Source organism: Nocardia altamirensis NBRC 108246, assembly GCF_001612685.1.
Classification (GTDB): domain Bacteria; phylum Actinomycetota; class Actinomycetes; order Mycobacteriales; family Mycobacteriaceae; genus Nocardia; species Nocardia altamirensis.
Genome location: NZ_BDAY01000016.1, coordinates 1 through 16,294, shown reverse-complemented (window position 1 = coordinate 16,294; position 16,294 = coordinate 1). Strand labels below are relative to the sequence as shown.

Here is a 16,294-nt window from a genome sequence, read left to right as displayed (position 1 = left end):
GACCCGAGAGCCAGGTACGCCGCGCTCACCCGCCCGGTCGGCGCCGCCTCATGCCCTCCGCACCAGGCCGTGCCTGCGGCCTGCGCCCGAACCTCAGGCATCCAGGCGCCCCGCTTCGGGGGCGCGCCACTCGGGAGCCTGGTCCACTTCCATGACCACGCTCGAACCGTCCTGGGCACGACGATGCTCGCTCAACGCCCGCAGGATCAGCGCACAGCACACGAAACCCACGAGAAGTGCGACGGTGACAGCCGACATTGCGTTCCTCTCTCCATACACGCCAGAACAACCGGTTGCGCTGGAGTCGTCCGCCTGGCCGGCCCTCAACTACTACCCCCATATATGAAGATCAGACGGATCTTTACGGTGTGTTGACGGTCTACCCGCACTCTTTGACGGCATCCTTTCAGCTACCCGAGGCCGGGGTGTAAACGAAGCGCAAAGGCAATGGTCGGACGCGCAAAGGAGTCGTAAGGGACCCCGGCACGGCCCAAATCGGACGATTAACTCACCCTGGTGCGCTCCGCGAATGGAGTGCTGATGGAGGTTGTTGATTCATGTCTGTCGTGATTTTCACGGTGCTCACCGTGGCGATCTTCGCGCTGCTCGGCCTGATCCAGCGGGGGGTGGAAAAACTGTGATCGCGAACCTGATCGGTCTGGTGCTTGCCATCGCCGTCGCGGTCTTCATGGTCGCGGCGCTGCTTTTTCCCGAGAGGTTCTAGGTGAACACGACAACTGCGGGGATCGTCTTCATCGCGTCCCTGATCATCGCGCTCGCCCTCGTCCATGTGCCGCTCGGCGACTACATGTTCCGGGTCTACAGCGCGACCAAACACTCGCGAGCCGAGCGCGTGATCTACAAGGCCATCGGCGTACAACCGGAGGTCGAGCAGACCTGGGGCGTGTACGCCCGCAGTGTGCTCGCCTTCTCCGGCGTCAGCATTCTGTTCCTCTTCTTCTTCCAATTGCTGCAGGGCAAGCTGCCGCTGCACCTGAACGACCCGGCGACCGAGATGACCCCGGCGCTGGCCTGGAACACCGCGGTCAGCTTCGTGACGAACACGAACTGGCAGAACTACTCCGGTGAGTCGACCCAGGGCCACCTGGTGCAGATGGCCGGGCTCGCAGTGCAGAACTTCGTGTCCGCGGCCGTCGGCATGGCGGTGGCGGTGGCGCTGGTGCGCGGCTTCGCCCGCAGGCACACCGGCGATCTCGGCAACTTCTGGGTGGACCTGGTGAGGGGTACCATCCGGATCCTGCTGCCGATCGCGTTCGTCTTCGCGATCGTGCTGGTCGCGGGCGGCGTCATCCAGAATTTCCACCTGCACGACCAGGTCGCGCAGACGCTGAACGGCACCGAGCAGACCATCACCGGCGGTCCGGTGGCCAGCCAAGAGGTCATCAAGGAACTCGGCACCAACGGCGGTGGCTTCTACAACGCCAACTCGTCGCACCCGTTCGAGAACCCGACCACCTGGACCAACTGGATCGAGATCTTCCTGATCCTGGTGATCAGCTTCTCGCTGCCGCGCACCTTCGGGCGCATGGTTGGCAGCAAGAAGCAGGGCTACGCGATCGTCGCGGTCATGGGCACCATCGCGCTGGTCAGCACGGTGCTGCAGAACGTCTTCCAGCTCGCGCACCACGGCACGGTGCCGACCGCGATCGGCGCATCCCTCGAAGGTGTCGAAACTCGTTTCGGCGTGGCAGATTCCGCGACCTTCGCGTCCGCGACCACGCTCACCTCGACCGGTGCGGTCGACTCGTTCCACGACTCCTACACCAGCCTCGGCGGCATGATGACGATGTTCAACATGCAGCTCGGCGAGGTGGCGCCCGGCGGCACCGGCTCCGGGCTGTACGGCATGCTCATCCTCGCGGTGATCACCGTGTTCGTGGCAGGCCTGATGGTCGGGCGCACACCGGAATACCTCGGCAAGAAGATCACGCCGCGCGAAATCAAGCTCGCCGCATCCTATTTCCTGGTCAGCCCGCTGATCGTGTTGGTGGGCACCGCGATTGCGATGGCCATGCCAGGGCAACGCGCGAGCATGCTGAACACCGGGCCGCACGGTCTCTCGGAAGTGCTGTACGCCTTCACCTCTGCGGCCAACAACAACGGCTCCGCGTTCGCAGGCCTGTCCGGCAACACCGAGTGGTACAACACCGCGCTCGGCCTCGCCATGGTCTTCGGCCGGTTCCTGCCGATCATCTTCGTGCTCGCGCTGGCCGGATCGCTGGCCAAGCAGGGCACCACCCCCGAGTCGATCGGCACGCTGCCGACGCACCGGCCGCAGTTCGTCGGCATGGTCGTCGGTGTCACGGTGATCCTGGTCGCGCTCACCTTCCTGCCCGCACTCGCACTCGGGCCGCTCGCTGAAGGAATCCACTGAAATGACCACTCCTACCGCTGAAGTCACCACCGTTCCCGACGAATTCAACGAGTCGAAGAAGCAGCTGGCACAGCACTCCAGCCGGGTTCCGCGCGGCGCGCTCGATCCCAAGATGCTGCTGACGTCCCTGCCGGACGCCGTGCGCAAGCTCGATCCGCGCACCATGTGGCGCAACCCGGTGATGTTCATCGTCGAGATCGGCGCCGTCTGGTCCACGATCCTCGCGATCGCCGACCCCACGTTCTTCGCATGGGCCATCGTCGTCTGGCTATGGCTCACCGTGATCTTCGCCAACCTCGCCGAAGCCGTCGCCGAGGGCCGCGGCAAGGCGCAGGCCGACACGCTGCGAAAAGCCAAGACCGACACCGTTGCCCGGCGGCTCGTGAACTGGTCACCCGGCGCTCGGATCATCGAGGAAGGTGTCGCCGCCCCCGAGCTGCAGCGCGGCGACCACGTCGTGGTCGAGGCAGGGCAGGTCGTTCCCGGCGACGGCGATGTCGTGGAAGGCATTGCCTCCGTGGACGAGTCGGCCATCACCGGCGAATCCGCGCCGGTGATCCGGGAATCCGGCGGTGATCGCTCGGCGGTGACCGGCGGCACCACCGTGCTGTCGGACCGGATCGTCGTCCGGATCACCCAGGAGCCGGGCAAGAGCTTCATCGACAAGATGATCGCCTTGGTCGAGGGCGCGAGCAGGCAGAAGACGCCCAACGAGATCGCGCTGAACATCCTGCTCGCCTCGCTCACCATCATCTTCGTGTTCGCGGTCGTCACCCTGCAGCCGCTGGCGATCTTCTCGAAGGCGAACAACCCTGGCGTGCCGGACACTTCGGCGTTGGACGTCAACGGCATCACCGGGATCGTGATGGTCTCGCTGCTGGTGTGCCTGATCCCGACGACCATCGGCGCACTGCTGTCCGCCATCGGCATCGCGGGCATGGACCGGCTCGTCCAGCGCAACGTGCTCGCCATGTCCGGGCGCGCGGTCGAGGCAGCGGGCGACGTGAACACACTGCTGCTCGACAAGACCGGCACCATCACCCTCGGCAACCGGCAGGCCTCGGATTTCGTGCCGATGCCCGGCATTTCGGCCGACGAGCTGGCGGATGCCGCGCAGCTGTCCAGCCTCGCCGACGAGACGCCCGAAGGCCGCTCCATCGTCGTCTACGCCAAGCAGGCATACAACAAGCGGGAACGCACCCCCGGCGAGCTGAAAGGCGCAACCTGGGTGGAATTCACCGCGCAGACCCGGATGTCGGGTGTCGATCTGTCCGACGGGCACCAGCTGCGCAAGGGCGCGGCCAGTGCGGTCATCGAGTGGGTGCGTGCCCAAGGCGGCGTGGTGCCCAACGAGGTCGGCGTCACCGTGGACGGCGTCTCCGCCTCCGGCGGCACCCCGCTGGTCGTCGGCGAGTTCAAGGACGGCACCGCGCGGCTGCTCGGTGTCATCCACCTCAAGGACGTCGTCAAGCAAGGCATGCGGGAACGCTTCGACGAGATGCGCAGGATGGGCATCCGCACCGTCATGATCACCGGCGACAATCCGTTGACCGCCAAGGCGATTGCCGACGAGGCAGGAGTCGACGACTTCCTCGCCGAGGCGACGCCGGAAGACAAACTGGCGCTCATCAAGAAGGAACAGGACGGCGGCAGGCTGGTCGCGATGACCGGTGACGGCACCAACGACGCGCCTGCGCTCGCCCAGGCCGACGTCGGAGTCGCCATGAACACCGGCACCTCGGCGGCCAAAGAAGCAGGCAACATGGTCGATCTCGATTCGGATCCGACCAAGCTCATCGAGATCGTCGAGATCGGCAAACAGCTGCTCATCACCCGAGGAGCGCTGACCACCTTCTCCATCGCCAACGACATCGCCAAGTACTTCGCGATCCTGCCCGCGCTGTTCATCTCGCTGTTCCCCGGCCTCGACACGCTCAACATCATGCGGCTGGCCAGCCCACAGTCGGCGATCCTGTCCGCGGTCATCTTCAACGCGATCATCATCGTCGCGCTGATCCCGCTGTCGCTGCGCGGCGTGAACTACACGCCGAGCAACGCGTCGAAGTTGTTGAGCCGCAACCTGACGATCTACGGCCTCGGCGGCATCATCGCGCCGTTCATCGGCATCAAGCTCATCGACCTCGTCGTCCAACTCCTCCCCGGGATGTCCTGATATGCGTATCTCCTCGTGGATCCGGCAGCACCTCGCGGCGTTGCGCGCGCTGCTCGTGCTCAGCGCGATCACCGGAATCCTTTATCCCCTCGCTGTTTTCGCGGTGGCACAGATCCCCGGCCTGCACGACAAAGCGGACGGGTCGCTGGTCAAAGTCGGTGACACCGTTGTCGGCTCCAGGCTGATCGGGCAGTCGTTCACCAGTGCCGACGGCAAGGCGTTGGTGCAGTACTTCCAGAGCCGTCCGTCGGCCGCGGGGTCCGCGGGCTATGACCCGACCGCTACGGCGGCGTCCAACCTCGGTCCCGAAAGCATTGTGGACACGTTGGACGCTGATCCGGCGAACGTGAAGCTCAGTCTGCTGTCCACCGTGTGCTCGCGGAGCAAAGAGGTCGGCGACCGTGAGGGGGTCGACGGCGCGCGCCCGTTCTGCACCGAAGACGGTGTTGGGGCGGTGCTCTCGGTGATCGGGCCGCGCGACGCCGACGGTCAGGTTTCGCATCCGACGCAGGTCGTGAGCGTCAACCAAGCGTGCCCGGCGGTGCCGTTCCTCGGTCACTACAAGGGTGTTCAGGTGCAGTGCGCTACTCCCGGCGAGGACTACTCGATGGGGCGGATCGTGCCGATCTTCGGCGATGCGTCGGTCGACACTCCGGTGCCTTCGGATGCAGTCACTGCCAGTGGTAGTGGGTTGGATCCGCACATCTCACCCAGGTATGCCGACCTCCAGGTCGCGCGAATCGCCAAGGCGCGCAACATCTCCGAGGATCAGGTCCGTCAGCTGGTGGCTGCGCACACCGACGGTCGGACGCTGGGGTTCCTCGGTGAGCCCCGGGTCAATGTCGTCGAGTTGAATCTCGATCTCGACCAGCGGTATCCGTTCCGCGGGTGATGAACCCGAACGAGGGCCGGTGACAGTGTCACCGGCCCTCGTGCTTTTCTAGGTGTCCTTCGCTTGCTGGGTATCTTCCGCGCGAGTTCCCAAGGGCAGCAACGGAAGATGCATCGTCAGGCAGAACGGATGCCCCGCCGGATCCAGCAGCACCCGCCATCGATCCGGCTGCGGCTGCGGCTCGGCCACCTTGGCGCCCAACCGCACCGCCTCCGCCTGCGCGACGTCCAGATCCTCGACGACGAGCTCGAAGTGAATATGATGCGGTGTAGCGCCACCCGGCCAGGTCGGCGGCTGGTAGTCCGCCACCCGTGCGGCACTCAACGTGCCCCGTTCGGTGTGCACTACCGCGATGTTCTCCGCGCGATAGACGATCTCACCCCCAAGTATTGCGGCCCAGAACGCCGCCAATTCCTCCTGATCCGCACAGTTCATCGTGATCAAACTCAACCGAGCGATAGTCACGTGATCATCCTACTTTCCGCGGTGGCGGTGCAGCTGATCGTCGAACCGGCACCGGCACTGGCGGATTGGTGGAGCGGCCGGAGGCTGCCGGTTCGGTTCACCAAACGCCCTCGCCGGCGGTGATTCCACCGGTCCGCGACCGTGCCTCCGTTCTGGATCCGGAGCAACCGGACCAACGAGGCGGGCAGCCGAACACCCAACTGCGCCTCCGCATCCTGAACCGCCGTGTCCGTGAGCGGAGCCAAGACGCCGTAGTCGGAGCCACCCCAGAACGACACCATCAACTCTTCAGCACTAGTCACGCCGCAGATCATACGAACAGCGGCCCAGTCGGGTCAGTCGTCGACTAGCAGTGCATAGAGGGCTTGGGCTCGGTCGTGTTCGCCGAAATCTTGCAGCGCGCCCGCGTATTTGAAGGCCAGGTTGTCGGCGTCACAGTCGTCCAGGCAGTTACGGAGCCAGTTCAACGTGAACTGGGTTGCGCCACCGGCTTGTACCGCGTTGACGGCGTCGAGACGCATCCCTTCGGCCTCAATGACGCAGCGAACGCCCGTGCAGGTATCGGCCAACAGCTCGGCGAGGTAGACGGCATACGCCAGCAGCTTGATCCCGCGAAAGGCAGGTTCCTCGCCGTCGTCCTCGGCCATCGATTCGATGACTCCTTGGAGAAAGAAGACGCTGTCGTCGGTACCGTCCAGGCGAGCGCCTCGGTCCCGTGCCCAATCCAGGAACCGATGCGCTTGCGCCAGAAGTTGATCACTCACCGTCGAATGGTACGTATCCGGCGGAGCGCAGCCGTCGATATTGCTTCCCCGACGTCAGACTTGTGACGTCGATGCGGCCAGCTCGGCCAGATGCTGCAGCGAGTTGGTGAGATGCTCGGGGCCGAACGGCGGGAACTGGATGTACTCCCGGATGTACTGCGGCACCGCCGACCAGTCGTAGGTGAGCGTCACCTCGGTCTCCGACGGACCAACCGGCACCAAGTCGTAATGCCAAGTCCAGCCACCGAATTCGAGGTGAGCGTCGTCACCCTTCTCCTGTCCTGGCAGCCAACCGATGGCGCGCGGCGCATCGAGCACCAGCACCTTGTTGGCCATCCGGTAGTGACCGTCGGGATGGTTCGGGTGATACATGTCGATCCGGAAGATCTGCCCCACCTCGGTCAACGGCGCCTGGTCGACAGCGTCCTGCACCCATCCGGTCCCGTCGATGGCGGAATGGGTTGTCGGATCGGCCAGCACCGCGAACACCCTGGCGGCTGGCACGGCGACGGACAAGGCGACTCTCACGGTTTCTTCGGACACGATCCGCACTCCTGGTGATCTCGGCCCTCCCGCAGGCGCGGAAGAACATTCTCTCCATGCAGACGACGCGACTCGGCGAAACTCATCGGTCCGGTTGTCGAAGCCCGCACAGCCGGATGGCGCCTGCGTCGATAGCGTTGTGGCCATGTTGCTGTGGATCAACGGCCCCTTCGGCGGGGGTAAGACCCAGACCGCGTTCGAGCTCCACCGACGGCTACCCGGCAGTGTTGTCTGCGACCCAGAGCAGGTGGGGTTCGGACTGCACCGGATGATGCCCGCGGCGCTTCGCGCCGACTTCCAGGACTACCCCAGCTGGCGACAAGGCGTGTTCGAGGTCCTCGACCACGTGCTACACCAGCACGACGGTGTGGTGATCGCACCGATGACGGTGGCCGATCCTCGCTACTTCGCCGAGACGGTGGGGCGGTTGCGCGAGTCCGGTCATGATGTGCGGCATTTCGCATTGCTGGCCGAGCGGGACACCGTGTTGAATCGGTTGCGTGACCGCGGGCTCGGGATCGCGCCCTTCTTACGCGCTGTCGGGCAGGGCGATATCTTGCTCCGCAGAGAACAGTTCGCTGTAGACAAACTCGACTATTGTCTCGAGCAGTTGAGCAAACCTGAATTCGCCGAACATATCTGGACCGACACGACCGCAGTGGCTGCCGTAGCCAATCGCATCGCCGCGACTGCCGGTGTGACGCTGTCAACCAACACCGACAGTCAGCTGCTCAGCAGATTGCGCCGCATAGCCGTCACAGTCCGCCACGCCCGCAGGTGAACAGCCGTGCGGGACCGGCAGATTCAGTTGTCCGACAACGGAAGCCGGACTTCGAACCGGGCACCCGAGTCCCGGTTCTGGACGGTTATGTCGCCATGGTGCGCCGCCACCAACCCGGCGGCAATCGCCAAACCCATGCCACTGCCGGTAGGTACGCCGTCGGCGGCCACCGGAGACCGCGCCGCGGTGCCGCGATAGGCAACTTCGAAGATGCGCGGCAAATCCTCTTCGGAGATACCGGGACCGGTGTCGTCCACCCGAGCCCACGCTTCCCCATCGTCCGCACCTGCGGAGATCGCAACCTCACCACCTGGCGGAGTGTGCGCGATGGCGTTGGACACCAAATTGGTGAGCACTCGGCTGAGCGCCTGATCGCTTGCGGCAACAACGATTCGGGCGTCGGGTTGCTCGGCACGCAGAGCGACCTTCGCGCGTTCCGCAGTGGGCCGGTTGGCGGCAAGCACTTCATCGATGAGCTCACGAAGGTCGACCGGTTCGAGGTCGAGCCGCAGCGCACCCGCATTGATTTTCGACATCTCGAACAGGTCATCGACCATCCGGGACAGCCGGTTGGTCTCGCAGCCGATCTGCTCGGCATACCGTGCGACGTCCTCGGCGCCACTGACAACCCCGTCTGACAGCGCTTCGGCCATCGCGCGGATCCCAGCGAGCGGAGTGCGCAGATCGTGGCTGACCCAGGCGACAAGCTCGCGCCGCGACTGCTCCGCGGCTCGCTCCTGCTCGCGGATCTGCTTTTCCCAGACAGTTTTTCGCGCCTGCTCCCGCCCGAGCAGGATCGCCGCGGGAACCGTGACGGCCGCGACGACAGCGAGCACGACGGCGTTGCGTTGCAGTTCGTGGGTGAACATCAGCCCGCTGACACCGATGATCCCCGCCAGCGTCGACAGCGTCGGAATCAGTACCAGCACAGCCATACTCGTGGTGAGCGACCGATTGCTGGTGGCGCGCAGGATCACCGCGCCGATCAGCACCACCGGCACCGAGCAGGCGAGCGAGTAGGCGATGAGCTGGGTGGTGTCCTCAGGCATCGGTGGCTCCGTTCCCGGTGCGCGCCCACGCGTAGCCGCGCCCCCACACCGTTTCGATGCGGTGCCGCTCGCCGAGCTTGGCGCGTAATCGCTTGATGTGCACGGTCACCGTGGACAGGTCACCGAAATCCCAGCCCCACACCTGGGCGAGCAACTGCTCCCTGCTGAACACCTGTTGCGGGTGTTGCAGTAGGAAGACCAGCAGATCGAATTCGCGCGGGGTGAGGTCGACCGGTGTGCCGTCGACCAGTGCCAGCCGGAACGCGGGCCGCGCCTCGATGCCGCCGTCGCGCAACACCGCTTCGTCGCTGTCCCGCACCGTTTTGGTACGCCGCAGCACCGACGCGACACGCAGCGCGAGTTCTCGTGGGCTGAACGGCTTGGTGACGTAATCGTCAGCGCCCGCCTCCAATCCGAGGACCCGATCGTCCTCGTCGCCGAGCGCGGTGAGCAGGATGACCGGTAGTTCCGGCCGTGGCCCTGAGCGGATCGCCCGGCAGATCTCGATGCCGTCCGGAGCGGGCATCATCACGTCGAGCACGGCCAGCTCGATCTCGTCTCCGAGATCGGCGAGCGCCGCAACTGTGCTTGGGCCGTCGTCGGTTTCCCGCACGGTCATGCCGTCTCGCTCGAGATAGCGGCGCACCACTTCTCGGACGACAGGATCGTCATCGGCGATGAGAACGGTCATCCGCGCACCTCGATTCGCAACTCATAGCGTCACCAATTCGTCAGGATCAGATGGACGAGCACCAGGGTGCCGATCGCTTGCACCGCAAGCCACACCCGGACGGTGGACCTGGGCAGGAACGCGGTCGCGGCGAGTATCCATATGTCGAAAGGTAACCAGATCCGTTCGGTTTCGGCCTTGCTCAGGCCGCTGATGTCCGCGGCAAGCACGGCAAGTATCCCGGCCGCGACCAACAAGGCGGTCGGATCGAGGGCTCGCAAGAGCCGCAGGGGCAGTGCGCGCGACAACGCCGCCGCGGTCGCGAGCCCGACCACGCAGACCGTCGCGGCCAGATTGCCCCACCACCAGTATGCGTAGGGTCGATCGCTGGCAATGCCCTGGTAGTAGCGCTGCACCACCAGGTGATACCCGTCGAGCCACCAGAATCCGGACACGGTGAAGGCGGCGGCGACCGCGAGCCCGCCCGCAATCATCGGCAGCAGCGGCCGGACGGTGCGGCCCGCGATCAGTACCGCCACCGCAGGAATCGCCAGCAACGCCAACCCGTAGCTGAGATACATGCCGAACCCGAACAGCACCCCCGAAACGATCGCGGCAAGGTGATTGCCTGCAGGCCGGGCAGCGATCGCGAGCAACGCGATCGCCCACGCGGTGACACCGGCGAACATCGCGTCCGCCGATACCGCGATCCAGATCGCGGCCGGTGCCAGCGTGAGAAATGGCAACGCGGCCCGCGCCCGCTCTTCGGCGCCGAGTGCCCGCAGCGTCACTGCCACCGCGGCGACTGCGCTGGTGCCGATCAGCATGCAGGCCAACCCGGCCCACGCCCCGCCGCCGAGGCCGATCCGGTCCAGCAGCACGAAGAACAGCAACGCACCCGGTGGATGCCCTGACACGTGCGTTGTCCACGAGTCCGGCTCGAAATCAAGGATGCGCGAAGAGAATTCGCGCATCATCGCGGCGATGTCGGTGACGCCGCCGACCTCGTGCAGGTACTCGTTGGAGTCGGTGAGCCGGTCGGTGAACCCGCGCGCCCAGCCGTCGACCATGGCGAGCGTGAACGCCCAGGCGATGGCCGTGCCCCACGCGGTCGCCAGCAGCGGCCGCCACGACATCCGCCGCGCGAGCGGCGGGCCTTGTGCGACGACGAGAATCGCGATGACGATCGCGGGGACGGTGCCCCAACCGATGTGCGGCAGCCACACCCCGAAGATCGGCGCGGCACCCGCGTACAGCTTGCTGCGCCAGTGTTCGCTGGCAATTCGCGGTACCACGAAGGCCGTCAGCACCAGCGCGGCCGCGATGCCCGCGCCGATGATGTCGCCGCGGCGGATCCGCGGCGAGGTCGCGGCCTCGGAGACGTCATGCACAGCTATCACCCTAGGGCGGGCAGCGGGCTGTTACCCCAGTTCCCGATGCTTTTCTGAACGATGTCACTGTTTCGTCACAGGTTTTTCGGCCGTTCTGCGGGCCCGACAGCCTACCGTCTGGATCGTGACTCGAACCCAGGTTGATCCGGACGGAGTGACCGTGGTTATTCCGTGCCGAGACGAAGCTGACGCGTTGCCGAATGTCCTCGCGGCCATCCCGGCCGGCTACCACGCCTTGGTCGTCGACAACGGTTCCACCGACGGAACCGCCGCTGTCGCCCGCGGCCGCGGTGCGATCGTGGTGCGCGAGGACCGACCGGGATACGGCGCCGCCGTGCAGGCAGGCATCGACGCGGCCCGCACCGAATTGATCGCGGTGCTCGACGGTGACGGATCGATGGATCCGGCCGAACTGCCCGAGCTCGTCGAATTGGTCCGTGGCGGAGCCGATCTCGCGGTCGGGCGGCGGCGGCCGACCACGGCAGGCGTCTGGCCGTGGCATGCGCGGCTCGGCAACCTTCTCGTCGCCCGCAGGCTGCGGCGGAAATACGGACTGCCGGTGCACGATATCGCCGCGATGCGAGTCGGCAGGCGGGCACGGATCCAGTCGCTCGGGCCGCTGCATCTGCGTTCCGGCTATCCGCTCGAGCTGCTCGTCGGGGCGGCGAGGGCGGGCTGGCAGGTGGTGGAGCGGGATATCGCGTATCGACCGCGCGCCGGTGGGGTGTCGAAGGTATCCGGCTCGTGGCTCGGCACGCTCCGTGCCACCAAAGACTTCCTGGCGGTGCTGCGATGAGTGGTTGTGCGACAACACTGTTGGTGATCGCGAAGGCGCCGATCGCCGGATTCGCCAAGACTCGGCTGACCCCGCCGCTGACATCTCGGGAAGCGGCGCAGGTCGCGGCGGCGTCGCTGCTGGATACGCTCGATTCGGTGCTGCGCAGCGATGTCGCCCATCGGGTGGTCGCGTTCACCGGCGACCTGGCGGCCGCCGAATCCAGCAGCGAAATCGCCAGGGCGCTCCGCCATTTCGAGGTGATTCCACAGCGTGGGATCGACTTCGGCGCGCGCCTGGCCAACGCGCATGCCGACGCCGGACGCCTCGGTGCGCCGGTGCTCCAGATCGGGATGGACACACCGCAGCTCGGCCCCGACGTATTGAGCGCCGCCGCTGCCGAACTCGCCGCAGACGATGCCGCGCTGCTCGGTCCAGCCGATGACGGCGGCTGGTGGGCGCTCGGCCTGCCGACGCCGCAACCGGCCAGAGTCCTTGCCTCCGTGCCGATGTCGACCGACCGGACCGGTGAGCTGACACGAGAGGCGTTGCAACACTGCGGTTGTCGGGTGCGCTCGTTGCCCCGATTCAGCGATGTGGACACCTACGCCGACGCGCAACGTGTTGCCGCGGAATCCGACGGACGTTTCGCGGCGATCATGCACGAACTGGCCCGACCCGGATTGGTATTGCGATGAGCGGCAAAGGCTTCGACGTTTTCGAACGCACCCTGGCGGGCGAGCGCTGCTGGGTACGCACGAGCAACGGCACGCGGCAGCCACTACCGACCGACCGCTGGCTCGGCGTGGCAGGCGGTGCCGACCACCGTGCCGATACCGCACTGATCTGCTGCTGTGACGGACCGACTGTGGATCTGGGTTGTGGGCCGGGACGGTTGACCGCGGCGCTGCTGCAGCGTGGCGTGCCTGCCCTCGGCGTGGACGTATCACCGATGGCGGTCGCCATCAGCAGGTTTCGCGGTGCTCCCGCCTTGCACCGAGACCTGTTCGGGCCCTTGCCCGGCGCGGGTCGATGGTCGTATGCGCTGCTGGCCGACGGCAACATCGGCATCGGCGGTGATCCGGAACGCATCCTCGCGCGCACCGGCGACCTGCTCGCCTCGGACGGGATCGCGATCGTCGAATTCGACCGTCCCGGTACCGGTTCGGTCACCAGGCAGCTCCGGCTGGAGTCGCCGTCCCGCATCGGATCGTGGTTTCCGTGGGCAAGCGTCGGGATCGAACACGCGGACCGACTGGCCGCCGCGACCGGGTTCCAGGTGCTCACCACCGCTGAAGTCGCAGGCCGGTACATCGCGTGGTTGCGGCGAGACGACCGCGCCGTCCGGGCGGTGGCGTGATGAGCGTGCGCGAGACCGATACGGCGAAGCTCGGGCACGTATCGACTGCGCGCGGACCCGAGGTGGCCAGCCGGGTGGGGATCGTGCTCGGCGTTGCGATCCTGATCTGCTTCTGCACCGGACTGCTCAGCCACTGGATTCAGCACCCGCCCAGCTGGTTCTGGTGGCCCGCGCATCCGGTGTGGCTGTACCGGGTGACCCAGGGCGCGCATGTGATCTCCGGTGTCGCGGCGATCCCGCTCTTGCTGGTGAAGCTGTGGGCGGTGTACCCGAAGTTGTTCCAGCGGCCGTTGATCGGCTCGCCGTTGCGTGCGCTGGAGCGTGGTTCGATCGCGCTGCTCGTCGGGGCGATCCTGTTCGAGTTGGTCACCGGGCTGCTGAATATCGCGCAGTACTACCCGTGGAAGTTCTTCTTCCCCACCGCGCATTACGCGATGGCCTTTGTGGCAGTGGGTGCGTTGGCGGTGCACCTGGCGGTGAAGTTGCCGGTGATCAGGGACGCATTGAGTCGGCCTCTCGAGCTCGCGGAATCCGCCGATGCGGGTGGTAGAAGGCATGTTTCGCGGCGGGCTGTGCTCACCGCGGCCTGGGTGTCGGCCGGTGCCGCCTCGCTGGTGGTCGCTGGGCAGACAGTGCCGTTCCTGCGGTGGGCTGCTGTCCTGGCGCCGCGGAGTGGCGAAGGGCCGCAGGGGCTTCCGGTCAATCGGTCAGCCACGGCCGCGGGTGTAGTCGATCGCGCTCGTGATCTCGCCTATCGCCTCACCGTCGTGGTCGGCGACCGCAGACGTCAGTTCACCAGGGACGAATTGCTTGCCATGCCCCAGACACACGCACGACTCCCCATCGCCTGCGTCGAAGGATGGAGCGCCTCCGCCGAATGGACCGGCGTGCGGCTGCGCGATCTGCTTGCCGCGGTCGGCGCATACCCCGGCGGTGACGTGCTGTTCCGTTCGCTCGAGACCAGCGGGATCTACCGCAGCTCCGTTCTCCCGCAACGGCACGCGGTCGACGCGGAGACACTCGTCGCACTGTCGTTGAACGGCGAAACGCTCGACATCGACCACGGCTACCCCTGCCGGCTGATCGCGCCGAGCCGACCCGGCGTGCTGCAAACCAAATGGCTGTCGACGATCGAGGTGCTGCCGTGATCGCGATCCGAATCCTGCTGGTACTCGTCGGAATCTGGCTCGGCTGGTACGGGATCGGCCTGCTGCTCGACTTCCCACGAGCCGACCTGATCTCCATCGCGCTCTGGTTCGGCGGTGCGATCCTGCTGCACGACGCGGTCTTCGCGCCGCTGTCCGCCCTCGTCGGCGTCACCGCACGACGCATCCTGCCCGGACCATGGTGGGGACTTGCCGCCTGTGGCGCCGTCTGCACCGTCGCGCTCGTGCTGATCGCCGCCCCGGTACTCGGCCGCGGCCACGCCATGCCGGACAACCCGACCGTGCTCGACCGAAATTATCCACTCGGCCTCACCACCGCGATCACACTGATCTGGGTGCTGGTCGCCCTCGCCGCCGCAACCAGATTCCGCCGCACCAGGACCTCGCCCGACACCGCCACACCGAGGAGCACACGATGACCACCTATGACGATCTGCGCGCAGTGTTCATCAACTGCACGCTCAAGCGCTCGCCGGAGGTGAGCAACACCCAGGGCCTCGTCGACATCAGCGCCCGGATCATGGAGAAGAACGGCGTCACCGTCTCCCAGGTCCGCGCGGTCGACCACGACATCGCCTTCGGCGTCTGGCCCGATATGACCGAACACGGCTGGCCAACGGACGAATGGCCCGCACTGCAGCGCCAAGTCATGGATGCCGACATCCTTGTCATCGCGGGACCGATCTGGTTGGGCGACAACAGTTCTGTCACCAAACAGGTCATCGAACGGCTCTACGCGAACTCATCCATCCTCAACGAGCGCGGGCAGTACGCCTACTACGGCCGCGTCGGTGGTTGTCTCATCACCGGCAACGAAGACGGTGTCAAGCACTGCGCCATGAACATCCTCTACAGCCTGCAGCATCTCGGCTACACCATTCCGCCGCAGGCGGACGCGGGGTGGATCGGTGAGGCAGGGCCGGGGCCGTCCTACCTGGATCCCGGTTCCGGTGGGCCCGACAACGACTTCACCAACCGCAACACCACGTTCATGACCTGGAACCTTCTGCACCTCGCCCGAATGCTCAAGGACGCCAACGGGATCCCCGCGCACGGAAATCAGCGGTCGGAATGGGACGCGGGATGTCGGTTCGACTTCGAGAACCCGGAATATCGGTAGTTCTGCCTGCGGTCGAGAGTCGCACCATCAAGATGTTGCACCAGAACATATTTCGCGATGCTCAGCTGCGCTCACATGGGATGCTGAACGATTCCATTCGAGCAAAGGAGGCAGTCGTGGGGGGGCGAATCCGCGGAAGGTGGCGGCTCGGGTGGTCGTCAGTGGACGATGAACGCGCGCGACACCATCCTGAACGAGCTTGCGCAGGAGCTGCGGCCCATGTCGGAGGGTGTGGGGTGGTTCGAAAGTCTTGATGACGATGAACAATTCGATGTTCTGCGCTACCTGGCTGAGTATTGCCGTCAGGCGCGCGCAACTGTTGATGATGGGGTGGAGAGCATCCGACGATCCGGCATACGACCGACTCACACGCCGGCGGTGCTCATCACACGCGGGCAGTTGAACGTGCAGCTGCAAAAGATCCTCGAGCTGCCCCACAACGAGCGGGTCAAAGCGTTCCGTTTGTTGGTCGCGTTGCTTGGTGTGGCGGACGAGCGCAGGCGTGCACGGTACTGCGTCGATGGGTGTAGCCACATTTGGCACCAGTTGGGCCTGGCCGGGAGATCGGAACAGCAACTGCGAGTGACCGGGCGGCAAGCTCCTCGCGGTGGGGGCCTTTCAGGATAGAAGGCTAGAACTGCCACGCTATTCACGCGGGACTGAGGCAGGCCCGATTGCTGGGCAGTCCTGGTGGTCTGCCCAGTTCGGTCGCGCCCGTTGGCGTTACCCGTCGGGGTCGCCTTGGAGGGC

The 16,294-nt window shown here is 65.8% G+C and carries 20 protein-coding genes; 12 read left to right on the top strand and 8 right to left on the bottom strand.

Translation table 11 applies throughout. The features are described 5' to 3' along the window. Positions 1-93: 93 nt before the first annotated feature. Complete coding sequence (locus NA11_RS45565) at positions 94-258, bottom strand: hypothetical protein (RefSeq protein WP_167837619.1); 165 nt, start codon at positions 256-258, stop codon at positions 94-96. A gap of 379 nt (positions 259-637) precedes the next feature. Between NA11_RS45565 and NA11_RS47155 the strand changes: the two genes are divergently transcribed. The 4 genes from NA11_RS47155 to NA11_RS10985 are packed head-to-tail and all read left to right on the top strand — an operon-like array spanning position 638 to position 5,460. Then, positions 638-724, top strand: a complete 87-nt coding sequence (locus NA11_RS47155) for a potassium-transporting ATPase subunit F (protein WP_084654512.1) — start codon at positions 638-640, stop codon at positions 722-724. Beyond that, entirely contained in the window at positions 725-2,395 is a 1,671-nt protein-coding gene (gene kdpA, locus NA11_RS10995; protein ID WP_069161739.1) for a potassium-transporting ATPase subunit KdpA, read from the top strand. 1 nt (position 2,396) lies between these two features. After that, positions 2,397-4,568, top strand: coding sequence for a potassium-transporting ATPase subunit KdpB (kdpB, locus tag NA11_RS10990; RefSeq protein WP_439957057.1), 2,172 nt, complete (start codon positions 2,397-2,399; stop codon positions 4,566-4,568). A gap of 1 nt (position 4,569) precedes the next feature. Then, complete coding sequence (locus tag NA11_RS10985; protein ID WP_069161738.1) at positions 4,570-5,460, top strand: potassium-transporting ATPase subunit C; 891 nt, start codon at positions 4,570-4,572, stop codon at positions 5,458-5,460. Positions 5,461-5,508: 48 nt separating this feature from the next. Here NA11_RS10985 and NA11_RS10980 read toward each other — a convergent pair whose 3' ends face one another. From NA11_RS10980 to NA11_RS10965, 4 genes are read right to left on the bottom strand one after another with little or no spacing between them, the layout of a single operon-like run. After that, on the bottom strand, positions 5,509-5,925 hold the full coding sequence (locus NA11_RS10980) for a VOC family protein (RefSeq protein WP_245745824.1): 417 nt from the start codon (positions 5,923-5,925) through the stop codon (positions 5,509-5,511). Continuing rightward, positions 5,922-6,206, bottom strand: a complete 285-nt coding sequence (locus NA11_RS10975) for an SMI1/KNR4 family protein (RefSeq protein ID WP_069161736.1) — start codon at positions 6,204-6,206, stop codon at positions 5,922-5,924. The genes NA11_RS10980 and NA11_RS10975 overlap by 4 nt, the downstream gene beginning before the upstream one ends. Before the next feature lie 54 nt (positions 6,207-6,260). Beyond that, on the bottom strand, positions 6,261-6,689 hold the full coding sequence (locus tag NA11_RS10970; protein WP_069161735.1) for a hypothetical protein: 429 nt from the start codon (positions 6,687-6,689) through the stop codon (positions 6,261-6,263). Positions 6,690-6,743: 54 nt separating this feature from the next. After that, positions 6,744-7,232 (bottom strand): SRPBCC family protein, encoded by a 489-nt coding sequence (locus NA11_RS10965; RefSeq protein WP_069161852.1) that lies wholly within the window; start codon positions 7,230-7,232, stop codon positions 6,744-6,746. Between the two features lie 145 nt (positions 7,233-7,377). On the opposite strand from NA11_RS10965, the gene NA11_RS10960 reads away from it, so the two are divergent. Continuing rightward, positions 7,378-8,013 carry an AAA family ATPase gene (locus NA11_RS10960; protein WP_069161734.1) on the top strand — a complete coding sequence of 212 codons (636 nt, stop codon included), beginning with the start codon at positions 7,378-7,380 and terminating at the stop codon, positions 8,011-8,013. A gap of 23 nt (positions 8,014-8,036) precedes the next feature. On the opposite strand, the gene NA11_RS10955 is transcribed toward NA11_RS10960, so the two are convergent. Genes NA11_RS10955 through NA11_RS10945 form a run of 3 tightly spaced genes read right to left on the bottom strand, consistent with a single transcriptional unit; the run spans position 8,037 to position 11,123 of the window. Further along, positions 8,037-9,062 carry a sensor histidine kinase gene (locus NA11_RS10955; RefSeq protein ID WP_069161733.1) on the bottom strand — a complete coding sequence of 342 codons (1,026 nt, stop codon included), beginning with the start codon at positions 9,060-9,062 and terminating at the stop codon, positions 8,037-8,039. Then, the gene (locus NA11_RS10950; protein ID WP_069161732.1) at positions 9,055-9,753 is read right to left on the bottom strand and encodes a response regulator transcription factor; all 699 of its coding nucleotides are present in this window, start codon (positions 9,751-9,753) and stop codon (positions 9,055-9,057) included. The genes NA11_RS10955 and NA11_RS10950 overlap by 8 nt, the downstream gene beginning before the upstream one ends. Before the next feature lie 29 nt (positions 9,754-9,782). Continuing rightward, positions 9,783-11,123: a hypothetical protein gene (locus NA11_RS10945; protein WP_084654511.1), complete on the bottom strand. Its 1,341-nt coding sequence runs from the start codon at positions 11,121-11,123 to the stop codon at positions 9,783-9,785. A gap of 124 nt (positions 11,124-11,247) precedes the next feature. Between NA11_RS10945 and NA11_RS10940 the strand changes: the two genes are divergently transcribed. From NA11_RS10940 to NA11_RS10910, 7 genes are all read left to right on the top strand, one after another. Beyond that, on the top strand, positions 11,248-11,919 hold the full coding sequence (locus tag NA11_RS10940) for a glycosyltransferase family 2 protein (protein ID WP_069161731.1): 672 nt from the start codon (positions 11,248-11,250) through the stop codon (positions 11,917-11,919). Further along, a complete protein-coding gene (locus tag NA11_RS10935) occupies positions 11,916-12,596 on the top strand; it encodes a TIGR04282 family arsenosugar biosynthesis glycosyltransferase (protein ID WP_069161730.1) in 681 nt (226 codons plus the stop codon). The genes NA11_RS10940 and NA11_RS10935 overlap by 4 nt, the downstream gene beginning before the upstream one ends. Continuing rightward, positions 12,593-13,258: a class I SAM-dependent methyltransferase gene (locus NA11_RS10930; protein WP_069161729.1), complete on the top strand. Its 666-nt coding sequence runs from the start codon at positions 12,593-12,595 to the stop codon at positions 13,256-13,258. The genes NA11_RS10935 and NA11_RS10930 overlap by 4 nt, the downstream gene beginning before the upstream one ends. Then, positions 13,258-14,406: a molybdopterin-dependent oxidoreductase gene (locus NA11_RS10925; RefSeq protein ID WP_069161728.1), complete on the top strand. Its 1,149-nt coding sequence runs from the start codon at positions 13,258-13,260 to the stop codon at positions 14,404-14,406. The genes NA11_RS10930 and NA11_RS10925 overlap by 1 nt, the downstream gene beginning before the upstream one ends. Further along, entirely contained in the window at positions 14,403-14,843 is a 441-nt protein-coding gene (locus NA11_RS10920; protein WP_174567678.1) for a hypothetical protein, read from the top strand. The genes NA11_RS10925 and NA11_RS10920 overlap by 4 nt, the downstream gene beginning before the upstream one ends. Beyond that, complete coding sequence (locus tag NA11_RS10915; protein WP_069161726.1) at positions 14,840-15,544, top strand: flavodoxin family protein; 705 nt, start codon at positions 14,840-14,842, stop codon at positions 15,542-15,544. The genes NA11_RS10920 and NA11_RS10915 overlap by 4 nt, the downstream gene beginning before the upstream one ends. 168 nt (positions 15,545-15,712) lie before the next feature. Further along, positions 15,713-16,171, top strand: a complete 459-nt coding sequence (locus NA11_RS10910) for a DUF5958 family protein (protein ID WP_069161725.1) — start codon at positions 15,713-15,715, stop codon at positions 16,169-16,171. Positions 16,172-16,294 lie beyond the last annotated feature (123 nt).

Bases quoted from the DNA above. Each gene is read 5' to 3' on its own strand.
- NA11_RS45565 (WP_167837619.1), bottom strand. From the start codon at position 258: ATGTCGGCTGTCACCGTCGCACTTCTCGTGGGTTTCGTGTGCTGTGCG.
- kdpB (WP_439957057.1), top strand. From the start codon at position 2,397: ATGACCACTCCTACCGCTGAAGTCACCACCGTTCCCGACGAATTCAAC.
- NA11_RS10985 (WP_069161738.1), top strand. From the start codon at position 4,570: ATGCGTATCTCCTCGTGGATCCGGCAGCACCTCGCGGCGTTGCGCGCG.
- NA11_RS10975 (WP_069161736.1), bottom strand. From the start codon at position 6,206: ATGGTGTCGTTCTGGGGTGGCTCCGACTACGGCGTCTTGGCTCCGCTC.
- NA11_RS10960 (WP_069161734.1), top strand. From the start codon at position 7,378: ATGTTGCTGTGGATCAACGGCCCCTTCGGCGGGGGTAAGACCCAGACC.
- NA11_RS10955 (WP_069161733.1), bottom strand. From the start codon at position 9,062: ATGCCTGAGGACACCACCCAGCTCATCGCCTACTCGCTCGCCTGCTCG.
- NA11_RS10950 (WP_069161732.1), bottom strand. From the start codon at position 9,753: ATGACCGTTCTCATCGCCGATGACGATCCTGTCGTCCGAGAAGTGGTG.
- NA11_RS10935 (WP_069161730.1), top strand. From the start codon at position 11,916: ATGAGTGGTTGTGCGACAACACTGTTGGTGATCGCGAAGGCGCCGATC.
- NA11_RS10930 (WP_069161729.1), top strand. From the start codon at position 12,593: ATGAGCGGCAAAGGCTTCGACGTTTTCGAACGCACCCTGGCGGGCGAG.
- NA11_RS10925 (WP_069161728.1), top strand. From the start codon at position 13,258: ATGAGCGTGCGCGAGACCGATACGGCGAAGCTCGGGCACGTATCGACT.
- NA11_RS10915 (WP_069161726.1), top strand. From the start codon at position 14,840: ATGACCACCTATGACGATCTGCGCGCAGTGTTCATCAACTGCACGCTC.
- NA11_RS10910 (WP_069161725.1), top strand. From the start codon at position 15,713: ATGAACGCGCGCGACACCATCCTGAACGAGCTTGCGCAGGAGCTGCGG.